This is a genomic window from Pantoea sp. A4 (genome assembly GCF_000295955.2).
Taxonomy (GTDB): Bacteria; Pseudomonadota; Gammaproteobacteria; order Enterobacterales; family Enterobacteriaceae; genus Pantoea; species Pantoea multigeneris.
In genome coordinates this window covers 1-21,407 of sequence record NZ_ALXE01000039.1, presented here as the reverse complement: position 1 = coordinate 21,407, position 21,407 = coordinate 1, and the positions used below count along the sequence as shown (strand labels likewise).

Below are 21,407 nucleotides of genomic sequence, written 5' to 3'. Positions count from 1 at the left end.
GTCGCCTAAGACGCTGCCAAAAGATTTTAACGCGTGAGGAAAAGAGCCGAGGTCCAGATCCGCGACTGGTCTTTTTGTCTTGCACTGATAAACAAAGCATGTTCAGACTTTTCAGGCAGATTGAGGTCTGAAAGCCGTATATCACCCCGGATGTCGCGCGGCAGTGGCTGTTCTGTTACCAGCTCGATCTCGACCTGCAGCTCAGTGCCCGCCAGCGTAAAAGTCTCTTTGCCTGATAACAGAAGGGTCTTCCCATCAATCTCTGCGTCAAAAACGGGTGACCATGAATGAGGTTGAGGTGTAAGTGGGTCACCTACTTTGATGTAACTGCTGATCTCCAGATGCACGCGTACCGTTGCCCCATTCAGCCCACCCGTGCTCACTGTTACCGTGTCGCTGTCTCCATTGGTGTCCGTACGCAAACCAATCTGCGTATGACTCTCGCGCCACACGGTCTGTTCAGGGTGGTCAGCGCCGGTCAGGGAAAAGCCATTGATGGGGGTCCTGGTGACGTCAATATGCCCTGTCCAGTAAGCCCCACGGTAGCGGTCTTTGATACGCGCGCCACTCAGGCGTACACGGAAGTGGCGCTGTGAACGGCCCAGTTCCGCGTGCAAATCCCGGTGCCACACCTCTTTTTCACCGTCATAAAGCGTTATCGCTTCCCAGCCGGCATCACCCAACAGCCGGTAGCTCAGTGCCTCAGCGGAACTGTACTCAGCCACGTCACCCATTAGTGCATTTCCTGCCCGCAGTTCGGCATAGCTGCGCTCACCAGTAGTGGCAAAAGTGTGGCGGGCACGCAGCGCGATCGCCACACCCTTACGGTCAAAACGTTCGGCCAGTACGCCGGTCAGTCCACCACGTGAACCGAATACCGCCGTGGCAGGCACTCCCCCCCCACAGCGTCCCTGGTGTTCATCACTGTTAGCAGTCGCACCGAGCCGGTAACCACGCTCTAGCGCCTCAGCGTAGACCCAGTGGAACTGTCCCCATGCAGAGCCGACTTCAATCAGTCTCTCCAGTTCGGGGTGGTGCCAGTCAAGGTTACAGCGCCGCCCGCCGACGTGCGGGATAAGCAGATGTTTGTGCGGCTCGCGCGCATAGGCGGCATAAAGCTCGTCCAGCGGCCATGCTCCCGGCTTAATAGTGCCGGCGGTAAACTCGTTCCACTCGAAAGAGCGCACCAGTCGGCCCTGATTATCAAAGGGGAACTGGGGTTCGTCATCTTCAAGAAACACCACATTGTGGTCGCCACCGGCACAGGTATTGCCGCACCACTCGGTACCGGAATAGCAGACAAAGCTCTCGGGCTGGTTCAGCTCATTAATCAGCTTTACCGCCTGTTTCCAGCGCGCTTCGGTGACGTTAAAGTCATTTGCGGTATATCCCAGAATATCGAGACCGGCGACATCGCGTCCGTAACTCAGGTTATACAGCGTGTCATTGGTGCCGACGGTGTCATCAGAATGCACATGAAGATCTGCATACAGCGGGCGCAGGCCTGTCGCTGTCTCTTCGGCCGTGACCCACGCTTTACCTTCCAGTAGCGGTAATGCGCCCAGCGTCGCGCTGACTGACCACTCTCCCGCAGAAAGCTGCAAATCACCGATACGTGCAATCGCCCAGCCCTGTCCGGCCAGCTGGAAGTCATGGTGCTGCGTTTCCCCTTCCGATGAGGTCAGCGCCAGCCGTCCTGATAGTGGTCGTTCCCGGCAGGTATTACCCCAGCTGTCATCCAGGCGGATGATTACGGAGAAAGGGGTGTGGGGAGCCAGTAGCCGGGGGGCAATGACGGAAAGGGACGCGGGGGTACCGGGAACGATATCCAGCAGCGTGTCCCCCGGTACTTCAGCAAATTTTGAGCTGCCCAGCGGGTCGACAAACAGACGGAAACGGAAATCTTTCTCGACAAAACTCTGTACGCGGGTCCCGCCTCCGCCCCGGCGGCGGTCGCCCAGACGGATAATGATTTTATCTCCAGGGTTGATGTAGCCGTCGACGATATCAATCAGAATCGCCTTCTGAAATGGCCGCTCATGCCCTTTCTGGTCGAAACGTACTTTCAGGTGCTGCACTGTGGCAGGGCTTTGTCCCGGCAACAGGGGGCCGGCCTGATACTCGGCGCTGACATAGTTCGCAGCAGCAGGGTCACTGGTCTGAAAGAGCGCCCAGTCTGAGTAAAATTTAAACGCTAGCTTTAGCCATGCGCCATCCGCGAGGCCGCTGGCCCCCACGGTATAGACCAGTTGGATCTCTTCCCAGGCACCTGCTGTTAGCTGAGTGTGTGAGCTGGTGACGCTGCCCAGAAACGGGCGTGCTTTATTTTGTTCATATAAGCCTTTAGGGGCGATGTAATGACCTGCATCACGAATATCAAACTGACTCACATTAACCTCACACAATTATTGGGCACGCCAGCGCTGGTAACGCTGCTCGATGCGACGAAACACAAGATTTTCCATCAGCCACGCAATGAGCCCGATCAGGCAGATCCCCAGCAGCACCTGGCTGCTGTTGCCAGTCTGCCCGCCCATCGCCACCATCCAGCCAATACCCTGGGAGGCTCCCAGCATTTCAGCCGCCACCAGTGCACGCCAGGCCTGGCTGAACCCAATACGTAACGCGGCAGTGATAAACGGTAATGAGCTCGGCAGATAGACATGGAGCAGCAACTGCGCAGGACGGGCACCCAGTGTGCGCGCCGCGCGCACTTCTCCCCCGCGAATGCCTCGGATCCCTTCCTGAATAGTCAGGCACATAGGAAAGAGTGCGGCGATAACAATCACCACCACGATAGAGACGATGCCCAGGCCAAAAATAAGCAGCATAAGCGGTGCCCATGCAATAGGCGGGATGGCCATAAACAGGCTGTTCAGCGGCGTGAGAAAATCCCTGAATCGATCGGACAGGCCAGCGCTGACGCCCAGGATCAGCGCCAACACCACAGCGATAACAAATCCGGCGAATTCCTCCAGCAGGCTCGCGCCCAGTTGGGCCCATATAGAACCGTCTCTGAACCAGCGCACAGCTTCACGCCAGACATCCCAGGGTTGTGGCAACACGTAAGAAGGATAGTGACTGGCCACCGCTATCCAGACCACCAGCAAAACGGGGAGCGACGCCCAGCCCCAGTTTGGCGTTAACTTCACTGCGGGATCCCTGCTTTTTTCAGCCACTGCGTATCAACAAACTCATTCAGCCCAGGGGCTTTCTGCATATAGCCAACCGACTGAGAATCTTTCATCAACTGTTCAAAGAACGCGCCGTCCTTCTGCGTCAGTGATACTGACCACTGGATGCGTTTACGCGCCTCCTCTACCAGTGCCTCCGGCGCCAGGATTTTGCCGTCTGCGGTTTTGATGGACTGCAACTTAAATGCTTCGGCCATAATGCGATCGGCTTCTGCCGGGTGTTGGTTGATGAAATCCACCGCCTTCTGGTGGGCGCGGATCAGTTTCACCGCGTCATCAGGACGGTCTTTTAAGGTCTCCGGGAGCGCCATCAGTACGTACCACGGATATCCAGGCTGAACTTTATTCACGTCTAGCAGCACTTTTGCATCACCGCGTAGCAGCGCTTCGCTGATAAAAGGCTCCCATGTAAAGGCAGCGTCCACCACACCCTGCTGCAATGCAGCGGGCATGTTACCAGGTGGCATACTCAGCACCTGCACGTCTTTATCCGCGATTAACCCGGCTGGCTGCAGCACAACTCCGCGCAGCAGCACATCCATCCCGCTGCCCTTTTTCACTCCAGCGATACGCTTGCCCTTAAGGTCAGCCAGCGTTGAAATGCCACTTTTTGCCGGAACGATCAGTGCGGCCTGCCCGCTGTTCACTTTGGCAATGATTTGCCCCTTGAGCCCGCGAGAGAACCACTGAAACACCGGTGTCGCACCGATGTAAGCCGCATCCAGCTCGTGTGCGGCCAGCGCCTGACTGATAACCGGCCCGTCGCCAAAGGACTTCAGCTCCACATTCAGTCCTTCCTGCTTATAAAAACCTTCTTTTTCGGCAATCAGCGCCGGTGCGTTTGCCAGCGCATATACCCAGCCAATGCGCAGTGGCTGTGAGTCCGCTGCGTAGGCCGCTTGAAATAAAACCCCTGATATCAGCACAGCAAGAAATGATTTACCCATTTGGCGTTCCGTTTTATTAGATTGAGTGACTGTGGGACTGCTGCATTACGTCTGTAATGCGTTTCAGTAATTCATTGCGATACGCAGCAAAAGCCGGAAGCTGGCGCGTCTCCAGATTACTGCGCGGACGCGGCAGAGAAATGGTGAGTTCGCTGTGCACGCCGCCCGGGGCACGATTGAGGACGATGACGCGATCGGCCAGAAAGACTGCTTCTTCAATGTCGTGCGTGATAAATACGGTGGTCTGGCCAATGGCTGACCAGAGGCGCAGTGTTTCTTCGTTCATATCGCCGCGGGTGATGGCATCAAGAGCAGCGAACGGCTCATCCATCAGCAATACACTCGGCTCCAGTGCCAATGCACGAGCCAGCGATACACGCTGCTGCATTCCTCCGGACATCTGATGAGGAAACTGATTGGCGGCATGCGCCAGTCCCACCCGTTGCAGATAAGATATTGCGCGTTCACGCTGGGAAGCGACATCCTCGCGTTTCTGCATACGCAATCCAAACCGGACATTCTCTAGTGCACTCAGCCAGCCAAAGAGTTGTGGTTGCTGAAAAACATAACCCAGTTGGTTGTTCTCGGGTGTGGTCCGCTGACCACCAATTTTAACTGCCCCTTCCTCCGGTTCAGTGAAGCCCGCCAGCAGGTTGAGCAAAGTGCTCTTGCCGCAACCGGAAGGCCCCAGTAACACGACAAATTCGCCCTGTCGTGCATGGAAGCTGAAGTTGCGGAACACCGGTACGCCGCCAGGGTAACGAAAGGTGATATTGTCTACCGCCAGTGCGGATGGCTCAGAAGTTGTCATGCGGGACATCACGTGTAAGTAAATTCGATAATGGTTATAATACGTATTAATACAAGTTAGTCTTAGATCGCTTCTGACTAAACTAGATCCGAACGGAATACGGGAGAAGGAACCTGAATGGCATTGGTGCGTGAGAATATGACATCGCTATACCGACAGATTGCCGATACGCTGCAGCAAGAAATTGCAGCCGGACACTATCAGCCGAGCGGAAAGCTGCCCTCTGAATCAGCGCTTGAAGAACGCTTCTCCGTCAGCAGAGTCACGGTTCGGCTGGCGCTAAAGTCTCTCACCGAGCAGGGTATTGTCGAGCGTAAACAGGGGAAAGGCACCTACGTGTCAGGTAAAAAAGTGGCACATGGCATCAACGTTATACGCAGCTTTCATGAGTCGCTTAAGCAACAAGGGCTGAACGCCAGTATGCGGTTGCTGGCTAAAGAGCAGATTCCCACCCCCGAGTCGTTACTCAACCTGTTTGATAAGGCTCGGTCTTTGACTTTTATCTCACGACTGCATCTTGTGGATAACGAGCCAATTGCCGTAGGTTACAGCCATTTTCTGGCTTTCCCTCATGCGCTGAGCTGGGAAGAGACGGAGCAAGAACCCACCTGGGCTTTGCTGGAAAAAGCTACCCAGAGTGTGATAAGCCGTTCAGATATCGCCATCCGGCTGGACTTTGCCGATAAGGCACTTGCCGAGGTGCTGGGCATCGCTAAAAACTCGCCACTCTTTCTGCTGGAGAGGACATCCTGGTTTGAAAATGGGAAGTGTGCGGAAAACTCGCGTTTCTTCATTCGTCCTGAACACTATGAGTTCACATTGAGCAACGGATGAAATATGGCGGGTTTTATTCTATGACCACTTTTCAGATGTTGGTCCTGCCATTTCTGTCGGCCCTCAGGCGATGTATACCAAATACGACCTCTTTCTTTTCAGTGATACTTGCCTCTCAATACTGAAAAGCAAAGAGGGGGACTGATTGAGAAGCTTACTTCTGCTCTGTGCCAGGAGCAGACGTTGCCAATATTGTGCAAAGTTAATCTATTGGAAGTGGGTCGGTATGTCGAAGCCAGGTTCAGATATCCGCATGCAGTAAGGTTATTAAGGCCGCTACGAAAATCTAATACTGCAGCGGCCTATCGAGCTAAACTTCATTATGTGAACCGATTATTTTTTCTCTAATCCTTTGATATTGTGAATTAACTTAGCGACATCACCGTGTTTTGTGTTCGCCGGTAGGTTATCTTTAATTAATTTTCTGTTCGCTGCTGTTTCTCTGTAGCCATACTTGCTTAGAAGGTCGTTAAGTTCGTAATCTTGTGAGGTATTTACATAGTCCCAGTCTGACTTAGGCATTCATCTTCATCCTTTCTTGTTGTACATAAATAAACAGTAACCGTTGGCTAAAAAAAACAAGCACTTCTTAATGCTTATGTTGAAAATTTTATTTAGATCAAATAAATACGGATTATTAATGTTAGGAATAACCCTGTATATTGTGATCAGGGTTATTCTCATTACTTCTAGGCTAAGCTAAAAATAATATAACGAGGGACATCATGGTACTATATTTTGTGAGTTATGATTTGGTTAAAAACAAAGATTATTCAAAAGTTATTGATGAATTAGAAAGACTTAATGCTCGGCGTATGCTCGAATCTAACTGGTGTTTAACTCGGTCTACATCTGGTGAATCAAAACATTTACGAGATCACTTTAAAAAATTTATTGACAGTGACGATCGCTTAGTTGTATCAGAGGTAACTGATTGGGCTGGTTTGAGAATGATGGATAATCCAAATAATCTTTGATGATTAAATACGTGGTAAGTTAATCCCAGCCACGTAATTTAAGTAAATATCTTATCGGCTATTTACTACATGCGAGGCGTACCCTCAGCCTTTAGTAGCTCAACTAATTTTTTCAAGGCGACAAGCAGCAATGACCGTTAAGGGGGTGCGGACGATTACCTGGACTAATTTAATATTTGAATCCCAGTATTATCCGATACGTTTCAGGGCTGACTGCACCCAGAGGCATCTTTATTCGGTGACTGTTATACCCGCGAATGTAATCATCCATCTGCTGTATAAAACCGTCAAGGGATACACCCGTTGGCGCAGCCCCGAACTGTCAAAATACCGTACTCCCTGTGCCTCGTCCCAACGTCAGCAGCGCGATTTCCACCGCGCCACCCACATCAATTACCCTTTAGCGGGATTAAGCTCTGAATGGTCAATCGCCACATCCTCCACACCATACTTGGCGAGGATCTTCTGATAGGTGCCGTCTTTAATCAGCGAATTGATCGCTTCTACCCAATATTTCGCATTGCCCGAAGATTTGCTAACCGGAATACCGGCATATACCTGGTCAAAAATCGGCCCGACGCGCTTTAAATCACTCTGATTTTGCAGCAGCCAGCCGTTCTCGCCGGTATAGCCTAGCGTGGCATCCGCGCGGCCGGAACGTAACGCCAGCCAGGTGGCGCCGCGATCGGGGAATTGACTCACTTTCACCGCAGCTTTACCGCTAGCTTCACATTGCTGGGAAATCTGCTCAAAGGTCTTGGTTGAAGGATGGCTGGCAAGCAAAGCGATGGTTTTACCGCATAGATCGTTCAGCTTCACGTCCTGCGGCAACGGGGAGTTCTGCAATACGATCAGCTGGTACCCGGCGCGGACCGTTGACGCAATATCCACCACCTGCTGTCGTTCCGGTGTGGCATCCAGACCCGCCGCCAGGGTGAATTTGCCGGACTGAATCGCCGGAACGACTGCCGCGAAATCCCCGCTGGTCACCGTCAGTTTTGCGCCAAGACGCTGCGCCGCGGCATTAGCGATGTCGTAAAAATAACCCGTTGGCTGGCCCTTATCGTCCTTAAAGGAGAGCGGTGTCCAGTCGTACTGAATAGCGGTCACCAACGTTTTCCCCTCGTACGGGGAAGGGCTGATGGTGGCGGCGTGAGCCTGGCTTACCGCCAGCAGGATTGAAAGCGAAAGTACGAGTTTGTTCATGTTTTTTTCCCGGTAATAAGGGGCGTTCAGCGCCCCGCAAGTGAAGAAACCTGTCCAAATGAACGTGCCGCCAGATAGCCCTCGCGCGTGGCTTCCGTGAGGCCGCGCGGGGCGCGGGCATCGCCAACCAGTTGCACGGCAAACCCCGCATGCAGCGCGCTGAGATAGAGTGCGTTATTGCCGGTAGGGATCAACGAGGTCACCAGCCGCTCCGGCGCATCCGGCAGCGGCAGCCAGGCACCGCTAAGCATATTTTGCAGTTGCAGCCGATCCTGCCACGGGGCAATACGGTGCTCCGCCAGGAACTCTACGCCGAGCTTCGCCAGCCGACTCACCGCCGGCAGGCGCACCGTGCTGTTCAGTCCCTGACCCGCCCAACTCAGTGAGGTAACGAACTGCACCCGGTGACCCTGTTGGGCGAGAAACTCGGCGACGCTCAGCGCCGCGCGGCCACCCCATTCGTCATACACCAGTACAGAAGCGGCCGGACCGGCGGGGCGCTGCAGGGCCTGATTTACGCTGTGGATCTCACCGTTGAACCACGGCTGCCAGCTGTCGGCATAGGATTCCTGACTACCGGTGGCAATAATTACCCGCTCCGCACCTTCAGCTCTGAGCGTTTCTAGCGTCACCGACTGGCCAAAGCGCAGTGCCACCTGGCTGATCGTCAGTTCGCGGATAAACCAGTCAACGATCTGCCGCAGATCCTGGCGGTGTGGCACCTGTTCGATCAGCGCCAGCTGTCCGCCGGGCGCCGGGGCCCGGTCATACAGCACCACCTGGTGGCCCTGTAACGCGGCGTTGCGGGCAGCCTCCAGTCCCGCCGGACCGGCACCAACCACCACCACTTTCAGCGCTGCCACATTGGCCGGATCCTGCCAGCGTGCTGCCTCGGCTTCACGCCCGGCAACCGGATTGAAGGCGCAGTGAATGGGTTTACCATCCGCCACCCGCTGCCAGCAGCCCGACTGAATGCCGACACAGGGGCGGGTGCGATCGCTGTTGCCCTGCTGCGCCTTACGTGGCAGGTCGGGGTCGGCTACCAGCTCACGCGCCATGGTCACCGCGTCGCACACGCCTGCGGCAATCAGGCTCTCCGCCAGTGCTGCATTCACCACCCGCCCGGCCAGCCAGATCGGCAGGTGAGGTAACTGGCGTTTAAGCGTGGCCGCGGCATGTTGCCACAGCGCGGGAGGGAAACTGGCGTCCGGCAGATTGGTCGCCACCCCCCAGCCGCTGGAGAAGTTGCCGCCGCTCACCGAGATATAATCCAGTAGGCCGCTGTTGCCCAGCGCGACAATCTGCTCCGTCAACTCGGTCTGAGCTTCTGCCTGCGGTGCCAGCTCCAGATTGACCCGCGCACCTACCACCAGCTGATTGCCGATGCGGGCGCGGATCCGTTCCAGGATCGCCAGCGCAAAGCGACGGCGATTTTCCACGCTGCCGCCCCAGCGATCCTCACGCACGTTGGTCTCCGGGCTGAGAAACTGCTGCACCAGGTTGCCGTGACCAAAATGCAGTTCGATGCCGTTCACCCGGGTACGGGCGACGGCGGCGGCGGCCGTGGCGAAATCCTCGATGATTTGCTCAATCTGCGCCTCATCCAGCGCCAGCGGCACGCGGACCACGCCGCCGTATTCGCGCTGTGGAATCGCCGAAGCGGAAAACAGAATATCGTCACCGCGGTTCGGCCCCAGAAACGCCTGGCGGCCCGGGTGATTGAGCTGCACAAAGCAGTGCGCGCCGTGGGCCTGCACCCGTTCGGCAAGCTGGTCATATTTGCCATTCCGCGCCTCATCCAGCACGTAGAAGTCACCGCAGCCGGCGCTGACCGCATTGGCCTGGGTAATCACCACCGCAGCGCCGCCTTCCGCACGCCTGGCCTCATAGGCCAGCAGATCCTCATTGTGGGTGCCTGGCCCCAGTGAAGTGCCGTGACCGGAGTTGATGATGCGGTTGCGCAGGTGCAGGTGCCCGACCTGGAGCGGTGTAAACAGAGTGTCAAACACCGGGGCGGTAAGGATGATGTCAGACATCGGCCACCTCATTGCGCAGGGAAGAGATTTGCTGCAGAAACGCCCGCGTGCGCGCCTGCTGCGGCGCATCCAGCACCTGCTGCGGCAGGCCATATTCCACAATATGGCCTTGATCGAGAAACGCCACATGGCTGGCGACGCGGCGAGCAAACTGCATTTCATGGGTCGCCACCACCATGGTGATGCCGGTGGAGGCCAGATCGGTCATCACCGCCAGCACCTCATTAACCAGCTCGGGGTCGAGCGCGCTGGTCGGCTCATCGAACAGAATCAGAGCCGGATCGCGAGCCAGCGCACGGGCGATCGCCACCCGCTGCTGCTGCCCGCCGGACAGCGAGCCTGGCCATTCATCCGCCTTGTGCGCCAGCCCGACGCGCGCCAGTAGCGCCCGCGCTTTCTCTTCTGCCTCCCGCCGCTGGCCCTGTAGCTGCGGGGCCAGCATCACGTTCTGCAGCACGGTTAGGTGCGGGAACAGGTTGAACTGTTGGAAGACGAAGCCAATCCGGTCCCGCTGCTGGCGGATGATTTTTTCCGGGGCGGCATAAACGCGGCCGTTTTTTTCGACCAGACCGAGGGGGGTATTCTGGAAGAAAATCACTCCGCTATCCGGCGACTCCAGCGTCGCCAGTAAACGCAGCAGGGTGCTCTTCCCTGAGCCGGAAGGACCAATTAGACACAGGACTTCACCCTCGGCGATATCCAGATCGATATGTTGTAGCACCAAGTTGGCGCCATAGCGTTTCTGTAAACGGCGCGCACGCAGCACCGTCGCCGGGTTATTTTCCACGGCGAGCAGGGATTCACTCATAATAAACCTTATTATTTACGACGATACCCGCGACCGTAATAACGTTCGCTCCAGTGTTGTAATAATGACAGTAGCGAGGTGACAATCACGTACCAGAACGTCGCCACCAGCAAAAGGGGAATAATTTTATAATTGCGATTATAAATAAGCTGCGCCGAGTAAAGCAGCTCGGTGACTGCCACCACGCTGATAATCGAGGTGCCTTTTAAATTATCAATCAGAAAGTTGCCCAGCGCCGGGATAATGGTGCGCAGCGATTGCGGCAGGGTGATTTTGCGAAATATCTCCGCGGGAGAAAGTCCCAGCATGGCGGCCGCTTCTTTCTGCCCCTGCGGCACGGCCAGCAGCCCGCCGCGAATAAACTCGGCAGAGTAGGCCATGCCGTGCAGGGTTAGCCCGAGAATCGAAGCGCCAATCGCGCTGATCAGATCGTTGGTTGCCACGCTAAACCACGGCTCGGCACCGGGCAGGCCAAACTTCAGGCGCGGCACCAGATAACCAATGTTAAACCAGAATAGCAGCTGCACCAGCAGCGGCGTGGCGCGGAACAGCCAGATATAGCTCCAGGCGATCAACGCGACTACCGGGTTGCGCGACAGACGCATCAGGGCAATACCTACGCCAAACACCACGCCCAGTAGCGTGACCACTGCGGTCAACCAGAGCGTGGTCCACAGCCCGTTGAGAATTTGCGCATCGAAGAGATAATGGCTCACCAGCGGCCAGTCGAATGCCGGGTTCTCAGCCGCCTGCCAGACTAAAAACAGCAACACGGCACTGACGGCCACCGCTGAAATATGGCGTCGCCAGCGGCGCGGCTGGCGAATACCCAGATGTTCTTCCGCCTGATTAATACGCTGAAAGAATTCACTCTGCTGGCGTGAAATAGCCTGTACGGCGAGTTTATTTTTATGATTGGGGGCAGAAACCACCCAGCGTTCATTTATTTCACTCATGATCTACCTGGTTAAGAATGCCAATAAATAAAAGGCATTGAGTCATAAATAACTTCCCTGCTCAATGCCGATTTGTGCATTCCTTTGCCAGTTTCCGGCGGCGTGTTACCTGGCTTAGCTGGCCGGGTTAACCACCACCTTTTTCAGCGCCACGCTTTCTACACCATATTTCTGCAGGATCTTTTGATAGCTGCCGTCGGCAATTAATGCATCGATCGCCTGCGCCCACAGCTTCGCGTTACCTTGCTGCTTATCCACTGCAAAACCGGACTGCCCGCTATTAAACACCGGACCGGTTACGCGCCAGCTCGGATCTTTTTTCACAATCCAGCCCGCTTCGCCGGTATAGACCGGGGTGAGTTCGGCCTGGCCGCTTTTTACCGCCAGCCATGCGGCGGAGCGCGACGGATAGATCGCCACTTTCAGCGCCGGTTTACCCTGCTGCTGGCAGGCCGCGACTTGCTGGTTGAGTGCATCAATCGTCGACTGCCCGGCCAGCGCGGCCACGGAATGGCCGCACAGCGAAGTCAGCTCGCTGGAGAGTTTTACCGGGCCGTCGTTGCGGGTGATAAAGGAATAGCCGGCGTCAATCAGCGGCACAATATCCACCACCTGCTGACGTGCGACGGTGGCATCGGTGCCCAGCGCCAGATCATAGCGATGGCTCTGCAAACCGGGGATAAAGGTATCGAAGGTGCCATTTTTCACCTCCAGTTTCGCGCCCAGCTTCTGTGCTGCCGCCGCAACGATTTCGTAGAAATAGCCGCTGTTTTCGCCTTTATCGTCGACAAATACCACCGGCTCGTAGTCATTCTGCATGATGCCGTGCAGCTGTTTATTTTGTAGGGTGGTTGGCAACGGCGCTGCCAGCGCGGTCTGCGCCAGGCTGCCGATCAGCGCAGTGAGTAAGATTCGTTTCATGATTGTCCTGGTAACTAACGAGAGTAAACCGCCTGCGGCTCGGCAAATTGCCGCGCAGGCGAAAAAAGCGGCCAGTCGCGCGCGAGGTCAACCTCGCCCGCGATAGCCTGAGCCAGCAACTCGCCTAACGCGGGTGCCAGCTTGAATCCATGCCCGGAGAGGCCAATGCCGATCCAGACATGCGGCTCTGTAGCCAGTTCGCCCAGTAGCGGTGCCTGGTCCCAGGTGTAGGCTTCCGGCCAGGTGCCGCCGCCGACAATCGTGCGATGCCCGCCGTTGACCGCTTCGGCCACGTGCTGGTCGATGCGCTGATACAACAAAGGGGTCAGGCTGTCGGTGGCTTCGGTGGCGACGAGCTGCGGATCGTGCTGTTCGTTCAGTTCGGCATCGCCAACGAAGAACTTAAAGTTTTTGCCGTCCGGCAGAGGCTGGGTGTTCCACATCGCACGGCCGGGCGTCACCCGCATAGTGGGGGGGAACGCCTGGCTGTCGAAGCCGCTTTCTTTACCGAGATGGAAGCTCATTCCCAGCCGCCGCGAGGCAATGGGCAGGGCGGGCAGCAGCTTTTTACTCCACGCGCCGGTGGTGACAATCACCCGATCGAAGCGGCGGATCTCGCCGTTGACCCGCAGATCCACGCCGGTTTCGTTCGCCGTAATCTCGCTGACTGTCGCGTGTTCATGCACTTCTGCACCCAGCTGTTGCGCCTGCTGAGCCGAGGCAATCAGCAGCTCGTGGGTCAACAGAATGCCGCCAGCCGGATCGAACAGGCCTTCTTCATCTTCATCCAGGTTCAGCCGTGGAAAACGTGCATTTATCGCTGCGCGCGACAGGCGTTCATGTGGCAGATCCTGCTGTTTCGCGGAGTTCTCAACCGCCTGAAACCATGCGCTTTCGGGGGTGCCGATGGTGAGAAACCCACCGCCCCAGAACAGCTGGGTCTGTTGTTCCTGTTCCAGCTGTTGCCACAGTTGGCTGGCGCGCTGTAGTAGCGAGGTGTAGGCCGCGCCCTCGCCGTAAATCAGTCGATGCTGGCGGGTGCGGCCGCCGGAGGCGCCGATATCATTACCGACGCGGTACTGTTCGAAGCCTTCGACTGCATAGCCTTTACGAGCCAGTGCCAGCAAGGTCGCGCAGCCCAGCGCACCAAGTCCCACTACTGCTATCCTGCTTGTCATGATTGCCATACCTTTGAAAGAAAACGCCTTGTGCGCGCGACGCGCGACGGGGCAGCACGGGGGTCTACATGCTTTTATGATGCGGCTGATTAGCAGCTGGTCTGGTAATCAGCGGTGCGGGGAAGGGCGCCAGGGTGAAGCTACAGCTCCACCTTATCGATTCCTGCACATAGAGAGGGGACAGTCTGGGGCGGCGGCGGGAGTTCGTGAAATAACTATATCGGCATAGTGAAGCAGGAAATCGGCAATAGTGGATTGAGTTGCAATTGTGTTCCGCGTCTGGCTTATCGGGGCTATCCGGCAATAACAGCATCGACTTCTCCCCAGTCATGCTGGAGCTGCTCTCCGGGCTGAGTCTCATATCGGACGGTCTGTTTAGAAGGACGCAGGCTCCGTTTAGGCTGAATGTATTTTCGAAGCCGGGTTCTGCATCCGGTATACCCCTGCTGTGCAATTTCCTGATAAATCACTTCAGCGTTCCAGACGTGTTCACGCAACCGCTGATCGATCCAGTTCATATAAGGCTGCAGCTTTTTCATTTTCTCGCGTGGGGGGCGAGAAACGCTGCTCTGCGTGAAAAGGTGTCTCCGGACAGTGCGTTCAGAACAGCCGACATGTGTGCAATGTCGATAATGTGTGCGCCATGAATACGCATCTGCTTTATCATGAGTAAGTCCCCTCTGCTTAACATGTGGCAACTCCGACAGGCCCAGGAACCTTATGAGAAGCGCATGTTGGGTGGAGTGGACAAAAATTGTGTTGTTTTCAGGCCTTGTATCACTGTTGCTAACAAGCTGGGGCAGGAATGACGAAACCGGGCAGGTTTACCGGCATCAGTGATACTGCCGCGCCGGTGCGGACATGCACGCACTAGCCTGAACTGGCGACCCCTCGTGCCATGGACGGAGAGGGCTGGGTGTCCCCTGTGTGCCAGAAGCAGACGTTGCTGACATAAATCGAAGGTGGGTTGCCCCACCTTCGGTAACCAAATAGTATATTTTAGCCTTTTAAAATAAATACTAACGCTTACTCTAAATGTTTTACTTTAGTAATTGAACCAAGCGGATGAAAGTCTGGCAAATATGTTTTAATTTGCCCATCAGCTAATAAATAATGATTCGCAGCCTCTTGAAATACATTCCTGGATAGAGGATGTAAAGCGTTAGGATTATGGTAAACCTCTAGACCTTCACTCCATTGCTCATGGTAGGAAGGAGAGCCGACTTCCAGGCTAAATGATTGAGGTCTTATTGCATTGACATCATGATTAATTCTAAGTCCCGCCCTAATCATCTCTGAACCTTCAGGTGCAAATTCATTTAGAAGTCCCATACGATTGAACTTTCCAAATGATGCATCATTAGAGAAAATCACAGCGCTAATATTTTCCGCTTCTGGAAGGTTAAAAAACCCTGAAGGTATTACTTTTTTTCCCCAAGTATGCTCTTCGATCTTAACAGGAACTATTGTCACACTCCCATTATCGTCTACTTTGGCCTCATGCCTGTACCCATAAAGATAATATGGCAATGACGCCCGGGAATCCTTACCGGAAGCAGGACTGAGGCAGTCTGTGATAGCAAAAATTAAAGGCTTATCTTTACAAACTGGCTTTTCCCAATACTTTTTTTTAAGTTTTGAAAAAAGAGCACTTCCATATTTAATAGGATAATAGTTATTCTTTATATCTTCCAAATCTTTTAAGTTGTTATATTGTGGCAATTCTTCATCTTTACCCTCTATTATTGAAGGGTTGACAGTTGTAGCTTCTATGCAAAATTCACCTTGAAAGCTGTCACAAACAAAGTCAGGAATGGCTTCCTTTTGATTGAATGTTATATCATTCTCAGTCAACAGAGCGAATAGATACAGCTCCCATATTCGTTGATTAAAACCTGTTGTCTGAAATTGCTCTACAAAATTACCATCTGCATCTTCATACCAACGCATCATGGGTTCAATAATATTCTTTGCAGAAGCAAATAATGAATTAGATACCAACTCATTGAAAAGAGGAGATAGTTTGTTTTTTGTTTTTATTAATGGGGTAAAAAAATCAACCGGGGCCTTATGAGTCCCCCCTTGCAATCTTTCCTGATCAATATTTTTATGTATTTCTAGTATTTTGGTCAACAAGGCGGATTCAGAAAGAGAAAAATCTTCATTCCATTCGGAATTATCAATAAAACGGTATCGTTCAGATTCATCACGAGCCATTAATATCCCGAAAAAATCTTTATCAGTGTAATCTTGTATGATGCATGAAACAATACTTTTGTCTTCAGTTTCATACCAAGCGATCTCCCTACCAAAGGTTTTTGCATGGGGGTCCCTCGCATACGCCGCTAGAGAATCAAATCTGGACTGCTTTATTTTTCTAATATTCATTTTAGATTGATGATTTTTAGGGAAAAAGTAATACTACTATTCATTAAAAAAGATACAAGCGCTGTTTTGCATCATGGATTTTTTTGATAAAAATATGGGCGTGTGACTTATTCTTCTTGGATTACTGCGGCTGATCTAGGCACTTTTGTAGTGCTACCACGAATCATTCGTTCAGAAGGTTAGATGTCTCTTTCTCGCTCAGGCTGTGTGAAAACTCCTGATCACTTTTTGGTCTAAGCGATGGTTTCATATGATCAACCATTCTTGATAAACCCATGCGACGGACTGAATTTTTCATTAAAATTAAAAACATACAAATGAATACTGCGGATACCGACATGGCCAATCACATTCAAGGACAAGGCAGGCTTCAGGTGACATTGCTCCCTGACGCACTGGATGATTTTGTCACTGAAGATAACCCCGTCAGAGTGGTTGATATCTTTGTTGATGGACTAAAGCTCGATTCTCTTGGTTTCAGAAGAGTTGATGCAAAGCGAACCGGACGGCCCGGATATCACCCTGCCACCCTACTAAAATTGTACATTTACGGATATCTCAACCGAATTCAGTCCTCCCGTAGACTGGAAAAAGAGGCCCATCGGAACGTTGAACTGATGTGGTTACTTGAACGATTAACGCCTGATTTCAAAACCATTGCAGACTTCAGAAAAGATAACAGTGAAGGTATCAGGAATGCCTGTCGGGCCTTTATTGGCCTGTGTCGGCAAATGCAAATGTTCACTGATGCCGTTGTAGCCATCGACGGTAGCAAATTTAAAGCAGTAAACAGTAAACCCAATAACTTCACATCTCAGAAAGCCAAAGACCACATTGAGCGCGTTGAGCAAAGTATTACTTATTATTTAAATAAGCTGGATGAAGCCGACAAGAATGCTGAGCCCGATGCAAACGCAAAGTTAACAGCCACTAAACTGGCCTGGCTAAAAAAGCGTTTACGTGAGCTTCAGGAGATCCAACAAGCCGTCGCACAACAGCCAGATAAACAACTCTCTTTAACCGACCCTGACTCCCGGTTGATGAAAACAAATAATATGAATCGGCAAGTTTGCTACAACGTTCAGACAGCTGTGGATACGAAGAACCATTTGATTGTTGCGCATGAAGTCACCAACACAACAGATAACGGGCAACTTGGTTTGGTAGCAACACTGGCTCAGAAAGCTGTTGGCCGGAAGGACATAACAGTACTTGCCGATAAAGGGTATTACAGTCGCAGCGATATTAAAACGGTTCTGGATAGCGGAGCCGTAGCCTTAGTGCCTAAAGGAGATACCTCTGGTGCTGAACGTAAGGGGCTCTATAATCGCTCAATGTTCAGATATAACAGGGAAAAAGATGTTTATGTATGCCCAATGGGCAATGAGCTTCAGAATCGTTTTACCTCAATAGAGGACGGACTGGAGCAACAGTTGTACTTTAACAATATTGCCTGTCGCGATTGCAGTCAGCGCTCCAGATGCACTACATCGAAACGTGAACCAAGGCGTATACGGCGTTGGGTTCATGAAGCTGAAATGGAAGAAATGCATGCGAGGCTTGAGTCATTTCCTCAGGCGGTAGTCATGCGAAAGCAAACGGTAGAACATCCGTTTGGGACAATTAAAATGTGGATGGGTGCAACGCACTTTCTGATGCGGAAATTTAAAAATGTCAGTACGGAAATGAGTCTACATATATTGGCTTATAACCTGAAAAGGATGATATCGATATGGGGTACTACAGGATTGATATTTCAGCTTAAGGAACAATACGGCTAACGGTTCCGTCCGTTTTATCCTCCAGTAACAAATATCAGGCTCTTTCCCGCAATAAACACTTCTGACACACCCGAATAGAATCACAGATTACCTCGTCAACTTAAACAGCTTTCTCAAAACACAGATGAGAAATATTGTTAGGCTACTTAACGCTATGAGTTTTCACACAGCCTGCGCTCACAGCGGACCTTCAGCTTAGTCAGGCCGCCGTATTCATGGCAAAAAAGAGCGGAGGCTCTGGAGCGATTATGCTTATCTTCGCTGGACACCAAGGCAATAGAACTGCCAGTCTGTATCCCAGTGAACTGACAAAACAGGGAGAGTTATGACCAGAAACACGATCTACGTTATTCACAGTCCCAACCCCACACTGGGCCGATCACCGCTGCAAAGAGGTTTTTTCCTGTACGCTCTCACCGAAAAATTTATCAAGTCTCTTCAGCGCGAGCTGGATAGGCTCTGTATGGACTACCAGGTTGTTGCTGATGATACCGAGTCGGACATTGAGGTGCTGATAACGCGCGATCCTGCTCTTCTTGTCTGCGTTCCGGGTCTTCGCTTTCAGTTCTATCATCGGGGCTTCGACAAACAGAAAATAGTCTGGTTAAACGTTATAGAATATTCCTCCGCAGACCCTTTTTCTGTGCTCAACAGGCTTACAGGCCAACAAAGGTTGGATTGATGCTCAAATGGATTAAGCGCGGAATGGTTTTTCTATTACTTTTGGTGGTGACGTTTATTGTCGTTGGCAATCTTATTACGCTGTTGTGGCCAGACGTCACTGACTATCTGGCATCGTGGTTTAAGACGATTGGAGTGGAAGAAACAACGGATCTCCTGGTTGACCTCACCTTTGGTATCGCGCTGATTATCTCTTTTATAATCAGTTTACTGCTGATTCGTCGCCGCAAGTTAAGCACTGATAAGGGCTGAGATCTGCGACATCTTACGGCATACGATGTACTTTTAAGATGTCGCAGGCATTTTATGTAAGACACATCACCACGTGTTTAACCCAGTCGATGTTTGATGTCCCAGACAGCATCTGCATTTTGCCGTGGGTATACGAAATACCATCCTATTATTAGCCTCAGCTTTCACCACGCCCCGCTTGCCATGTAAGCAATACGATAATTTTCTTTTCCTCTCTGTGGCACATCGCCAAAATCAGCCTGCAAGCGCTGCCAGCGGCTGACATCCCAGGCGCTGAGATCCCCATCCTGCGCCAGCAAAGACAGGTCGCTGTGCGGTGGGGTCGTTTGCCTGGCTATAGATAACCACGGGGCATTGCTTATTTCATCAATGCAGGGAAGTTGCAGCGCCAGTCAGGTATCAATCTGCGGCCAGCCAAAATCTTGCGTCAGCGTTTTAAACGCCGGGCTTTCCAAAAACACTGATACTGGTCAGTACCTGCTCAGTCATATCCCTTAGTGTAATTGGACGGATGTCTCTCACTATTGACATCTTACCCACCCGGGAGTTTACTATTTTCTTCTTAGTTAAACTAATGGTGAATGTATGCCATCAAAACTAAACTGGCTTTTGCAAAATACTGCGCCGGGTTCCCTGGTACTACAGTCCTGGCTGACAAAAAATGGTATTAGCCCTTCATTAGCCAATAAGTATATGCACAGTGACTGGTTACAAAAACTACGTGCCGGTGTATACGTGCGGAGTGGGCGTGAACCTCAGTGGAGCGATGCTGTGTTATGTTTGCAAAATCAGCTGGGGATTTCTGTGCATCTGGCGGGGCTTACTAGCCTGACCTGGCAGGGACGCTCTCATTATCTTCACTTAACGCGTCAGGCAATTTGGCTTTGCGTAGAAGATAAAGTTTCATTACCAAAGTGGTTCAAAGAATTTCCCAATGTGGAATGGCTTTTACTTTCTAATCAGAAGCTCAATATGCATGACGAAAAGTATCTGACAGAGGTAGAAATCAAGGGCGGGCGGTTGAGAGCGAGTATATCTGAATTAGCTGCTTACGAGATTACTAACGCGGTGCCTGGTTCGCTTTCATTTGAGCACGCTGCGGAGCTGTTTCAGGGGTTGGTAAATCTAAGCCCCCGTAAAGTAGAAGTGTTGTTGCAATCCAGTCGAGCAGTGAAAACTAACCGCCTTTACCTGTTTCTGGCCGATCACTATGCTCATGCATGGGCTAAGCGAATAGATAAAACCAGCATTGATTTGGGGGCAGGGAAACGACAGATCGTATCTGGTGGCAAGCTGGATCAACAATATCAGATCACTGTTCCTGAGAGTTTTGTTAGCAAAGGGAGCTCATATGGATAAGCAATCTCCTTATTATCAGCAAGTTGCGCTGCTGCTTAGTGCATTACCTGTTGTGGCATCAGAGCGATGCTTTGCGCTAAAAGGTGGGACGGCAATAAACTTATTTGTCCGTAATTTTCCACGCCTATCGGTTGATATCGATTTGGCTTACATTCTACTGGAAAGCAGAGATGAGGCATTGCCAAACGTTCGGGCTGCTTTGACGCGTATTGCTGAAAGACTGCAACAACAGGCAGGCATTTCGGCAGTTCTACAAACGAATAATCCTGATGAAATGCGCATTGTTGTTTCTTCTCAGGGGGCGCAGATAAAAATAGAAGTTTCGCCTGTTGCACGAGGTACGCTTTATCCGCCAGACGAACGTGATGTTGTTGAAGCGGTAGAAGATGAGTTCGGTTTCGCTACTATTCAGGTTGTATCACTTGCCGATCTCTATGGTGGAAAGCTTTGTGCCGCGCTCGATAGGCAGCATCCCCGTGATTTTTATGACGTCAAAATGCTGCTTGAAACGCAGGGTATTGATCGCCAAATATTTAATGGCTTCATCACCTATTTACTGGGACATAAGCGCCCGTTATCAGAAATTTTAGATCCTCATTGGAAAGATATTTCTCTGCCATATGCAAATGAATTTAATGGAATGACATTCGATGTGGTCTCTCTTGATGAACTCAATGCGATACCCGAATTAATGGTTACTGCTCTCAAAGCACAATTCACGCAGCGGGATTATAATTTTTTGATGTCTTTCAAAAGTGGTCAACCGGACTGGAGTCTGGCTCCTGAAGAGCAGATTCAACATTTGCCAGCGGTAAAATGGAAGTTGCAAAATATTGGGCAAATGCCAAAAGATAAGCATGCTCAGGCGCTGGTCAAACTTGAGTCAGTTATTGCTGAGTGGACAAAATAGTTTAGAATTTTACTTATAGATTCACCTTTAGTGTAGGTTTTCGGTGTTTTGTAAACTATTAAACTCATTTTTCAAAATGCAGTAGGGTAGTAAAAACTGATAAATCAAATGGTTATGAAGGATTAGCTTAATGGTTAATTTTTGCTAATGATAAGGGCTGAGATCTGC

19 protein-coding genes and 2 pseudogenes are annotated in these 21,407 nt (G+C 51.9%); 7 read left to right on the top strand and 14 right to left on the bottom strand.

Features of this window, described 5'->3' with window-relative positions; genetic code table 11:
* Nucleotides 1–26 precede the first annotated feature (26 nt).
* Genes B880_RS0116845 through B880_RS0116830 form a run of 4 tightly spaced genes read right to left on the bottom strand, consistent with a single transcriptional unit; the run spans nucleotide 27 to nucleotide 4,952 of the window.
* Entirely contained in the window at nucleotides 27–2,390 is a 2,364-nt protein-coding gene (locus B880_RS0116845) for a hypothetical protein (RefSeq protein ID WP_026042725.1), read from the bottom strand.
* Nucleotides 2,391–2,405: 15 nt separating this feature from the next.
* A complete protein-coding gene (locus tag B880_RS0116840) occupies nucleotides 2,406–3,152 on the bottom strand; it encodes an ABC transporter permease (RefSeq protein WP_017348620.1) in 747 nt (248 codons plus the stop codon).
* Entirely contained in the window at nucleotides 3,149–4,141 is a 993-nt protein-coding gene (locus B880_RS0116835; RefSeq protein ID WP_017348619.1) for an ABC transporter substrate-binding protein, read from the bottom strand. Before B880_RS0116835 ends, B880_RS0116840 begins: the two co-directional genes overlap by 4 nt.
* Nucleotides 4,142–4,157: 16 nt before the next feature.
* A complete protein-coding gene (locus B880_RS0116830; RefSeq protein WP_017348618.1) occupies nucleotides 4,158–4,952 on the bottom strand; it encodes an ABC transporter ATP-binding protein in 795 nt (264 codons plus the stop codon).
* Between the two features lie 117 nt (nucleotides 4,953–5,069).
* Here B880_RS0116830 and B880_RS0116825 point away from each other — a divergent pair, with 117 nt between their 5' ends.
* Nucleotides 5,070–5,786, top strand: coding sequence for a GntR family transcriptional regulator (locus B880_RS0116825; protein WP_017348617.1), 717 nt, complete (start codon nucleotides 5,070–5,072; stop codon nucleotides 5,784–5,786).
* Nucleotides 5,787–6,119: 333 nt separating this feature from the next.
* Here B880_RS0116825 and B880_RS0116820 read toward each other — a convergent pair whose 3' ends face one another.
* Complete coding sequence (locus tag B880_RS0116820) at nucleotides 6,120–6,308, bottom strand: hypothetical protein (RefSeq protein ID WP_017348616.1); 189 nt, start codon at nucleotides 6,306–6,308, stop codon at nucleotides 6,120–6,122.
* A gap of 203 nt (nucleotides 6,309–6,511) precedes the next feature.
* On the opposite strand from B880_RS0116820, the gene B880_RS26165 reads away from it, so the two are divergent.
* Complete coding sequence (locus B880_RS26165; RefSeq protein ID WP_071524415.1) at nucleotides 6,512–6,763, top strand: hypothetical protein; 252 nt, start codon at nucleotides 6,512–6,514, stop codon at nucleotides 6,761–6,763.
* Nucleotides 6,764–6,932: 169 nt separating this feature from the next.
* Here the strand turns inward: B880_RS26165 and B880_RS26745 are convergent.
* The 9 genes and pseudogenes from B880_RS26745 to B880_RS0116780 form a co-directional block, all read right to left on the bottom strand.
* A pseudogene (locus B880_RS26745) lies at nucleotides 6,933–7,064 on the bottom strand (IS3 family transposase); the annotation flags it as partial.
* Nucleotides 7,065–7,156: 92 nt separating this feature from the next.
* Nucleotides 7,157–7,969: a transporter substrate-binding domain-containing protein gene (locus B880_RS0116815; protein WP_017348615.1), complete on the bottom strand. Its 813-nt coding sequence runs from the start codon at nucleotides 7,967–7,969 to the stop codon at nucleotides 7,157–7,159.
* Between the two features lie 26 nt (nucleotides 7,970–7,995).
* Nucleotides 7,996–10,005, bottom strand: a complete 2,010-nt coding sequence (locus B880_RS0116810) for an oxidoreductase (protein WP_017348614.1) — start codon at nucleotides 10,003–10,005, stop codon at nucleotides 7,996–7,998.
* Nucleotides 9,998–10,813, bottom strand: coding sequence for an amino acid ABC transporter ATP-binding protein (locus B880_RS0116805; protein WP_017348613.1), 816 nt, complete (start codon nucleotides 10,811–10,813; stop codon nucleotides 9,998–10,000). The genes B880_RS0116810 and B880_RS0116805 overlap by 8 nt, the downstream gene beginning before the upstream one ends.
* Nucleotides 10,814–10,824: 11 nt before the next feature.
* A complete protein-coding gene (locus B880_RS0116800) occupies nucleotides 10,825–11,769 on the bottom strand; it encodes an amino acid ABC transporter permease (RefSeq protein WP_017348612.1) in 945 nt (314 codons plus the stop codon).
* A 114-nt stretch (nucleotides 11,770–11,883) separates the two neighbouring features.
* A complete protein-coding gene (locus tag B880_RS0116795; RefSeq protein WP_017348611.1) occupies nucleotides 11,884–12,690 on the bottom strand; it encodes a transporter substrate-binding domain-containing protein in 807 nt (268 codons plus the stop codon).
* 14 nt (nucleotides 12,691–12,704) lie between these two features.
* Nucleotides 12,705–13,868 carry an FAD-dependent oxidoreductase gene (locus B880_RS0116790; RefSeq protein ID WP_071524414.1) on the bottom strand — a complete coding sequence of 388 codons (1,164 nt, stop codon included), beginning with the start codon at nucleotides 13,866–13,868 and terminating at the stop codon, nucleotides 12,705–12,707.
* A 296-nt stretch (nucleotides 13,869–14,164) separates the two neighbouring features.
* Nucleotides 14,165–14,559: pseudogene (locus B880_RS27120) on the bottom strand (hypothetical protein); the annotation flags it as partial.
* A gap of 335 nt (nucleotides 14,560–14,894) precedes the next feature.
* The gene (locus tag B880_RS0116780) at nucleotides 14,895–16,256 is read right to left on the bottom strand and encodes a hypothetical protein (protein WP_017348607.1); all 1,362 of its coding nucleotides are present in this window, start codon (nucleotides 16,254–16,256) and stop codon (nucleotides 14,895–14,897) included.
* A 338-nt stretch (nucleotides 16,257–16,594) separates the two neighbouring features.
* On the opposite strand from B880_RS0116780, the gene B880_RS0116775 reads away from it, so the two are divergent.
* The 5 genes from B880_RS0116775 to B880_RS0116750 all read left to right on the top strand — a co-directional run bounded on the left by B880_RS0116775 (nucleotide 16,595) and on the right by B880_RS0116750 (nucleotide 21,239).
* Entirely contained in the window at nucleotides 16,595–18,037 is a 1,443-nt protein-coding gene (locus B880_RS0116775) for an IS1182 family transposase (RefSeq protein ID WP_026042722.1), read from the top strand.
* Between the two features lie 325 nt (nucleotides 18,038–18,362).
* A complete protein-coding gene (locus tag B880_RS0116770) occupies nucleotides 18,363–18,719 on the top strand; it encodes a hypothetical protein (RefSeq protein ID WP_017348605.1) in 357 nt (118 codons plus the stop codon).
* A complete protein-coding gene (locus tag B880_RS0116765; RefSeq protein WP_017348604.1) occupies nucleotides 18,719–18,970 on the top strand; it encodes a hypothetical protein in 252 nt (83 codons plus the stop codon). The genes B880_RS0116770 and B880_RS0116765 overlap by 1 nt, the downstream gene beginning before the upstream one ends.
* Before the next feature lie 585 nt (nucleotides 18,971–19,555).
* The gene (locus B880_RS0116755; RefSeq protein ID WP_017348602.1) at nucleotides 19,556–20,329 is read left to right on the top strand and encodes a type IV toxin-antitoxin system AbiEi family antitoxin; all 774 of its coding nucleotides are present in this window, start codon (nucleotides 19,556–19,558) and stop codon (nucleotides 20,327–20,329) included.
* The gene (locus tag B880_RS0116750) at nucleotides 20,322–21,239 is read left to right on the top strand and encodes a nucleotidyl transferase AbiEii/AbiGii toxin family protein (protein WP_017348601.1); all 918 of its coding nucleotides are present in this window, start codon (nucleotides 20,322–20,324) and stop codon (nucleotides 21,237–21,239) included. Before B880_RS0116755 ends, B880_RS0116750 begins: the two co-directional genes overlap by 8 nt.
* The last annotated feature ends 168 nt before the right edge of the window (nucleotides 21,240–21,407 follow it).

Coding starts and splice junctions, on each gene's coding strand:
- B880_RS0116835 (WP_017348619.1), bottom strand. CDS start 4,141: ATGGGTAAATCATTTCTTGCTGTGCTGATATCAGGGGTTTTATTTCAA.
- B880_RS0116830 (WP_017348618.1), bottom strand. CDS start 4,952: ATGACAACTTCTGAGCCATCCGCACTGGCGGTAGACAATATCACCTTT.
- B880_RS0116825 (WP_017348617.1), top strand. CDS start 5,070: ATGGCATTGGTGCGTGAGAATATGACATCGCTATACCGACAGATTGCC.
- B880_RS0116820 (WP_017348616.1), bottom strand. CDS start 6,308: ATGCCTAAGTCAGACTGGGACTATGTAAATACCTCACAAGATTACGAA.
- B880_RS26165 (WP_071524415.1), top strand. CDS start 6,512: ATGGTACTATATTTTGTGAGTTATGATTTGGTTAAAAACAAAGATTAT.
- B880_RS0116815 (WP_017348615.1), bottom strand. CDS start 7,969: ATGAACAAACTCGTACTTTCGCTTTCAATCCTGCTGGCGGTAAGCCAG.
- B880_RS0116810 (WP_017348614.1), bottom strand. CDS start 10,005: ATGTCTGACATCATCCTTACCGCCCCGGTGTTTGACACTCTGTTTACA.
- B880_RS0116805 (WP_017348613.1), bottom strand. CDS start 10,813: ATGAGTGAATCCCTGCTCGCCGTGGAAAATAACCCGGCGACGGTGCTG.
- B880_RS0116800 (WP_017348612.1), bottom strand. CDS start 11,769: ATGAGTGAAATAAATGAACGCTGGGTGGTTTCTGCCCCCAATCATAAA.
- B880_RS0116795 (WP_017348611.1), bottom strand. CDS start 12,690: ATGAAACGAATCTTACTCACTGCGCTGATCGGCAGCCTGGCGCAGACC.
- B880_RS0116790 (WP_071524414.1), bottom strand. CDS start 13,868: ATGACAAGCAGGATAGCAGTAGTGGGACTTGGTGCGCTGGGCTGCGCG.
- B880_RS0116780 (WP_017348607.1), bottom strand. CDS start 16,256: ATGAATATTAGAAAAATAAAGCAGTCCAGATTTGATTCTCTAGCGGCG.
- B880_RS0116775 (WP_026042722.1), top strand. CDS start 16,595: ATGGCCAATCACATTCAAGGACAAGGCAGGCTTCAGGTGACATTGCTC.
- B880_RS0116770 (WP_017348605.1), top strand. CDS start 18,363: ATGACCAGAAACACGATCTACGTTATTCACAGTCCCAACCCCACACTG.
- B880_RS0116765 (WP_017348604.1), top strand. CDS start 18,719: ATGCTCAAATGGATTAAGCGCGGAATGGTTTTTCTATTACTTTTGGTG.
- B880_RS0116755 (WP_017348602.1), top strand. CDS start 19,556: ATGCCATCAAAACTAAACTGGCTTTTGCAAAATACTGCGCCGGGTTCC.
- B880_RS0116750 (WP_017348601.1), top strand. CDS start 20,322: ATGGATAAGCAATCTCCTTATTATCAGCAAGTTGCGCTGCTGCTTAGT.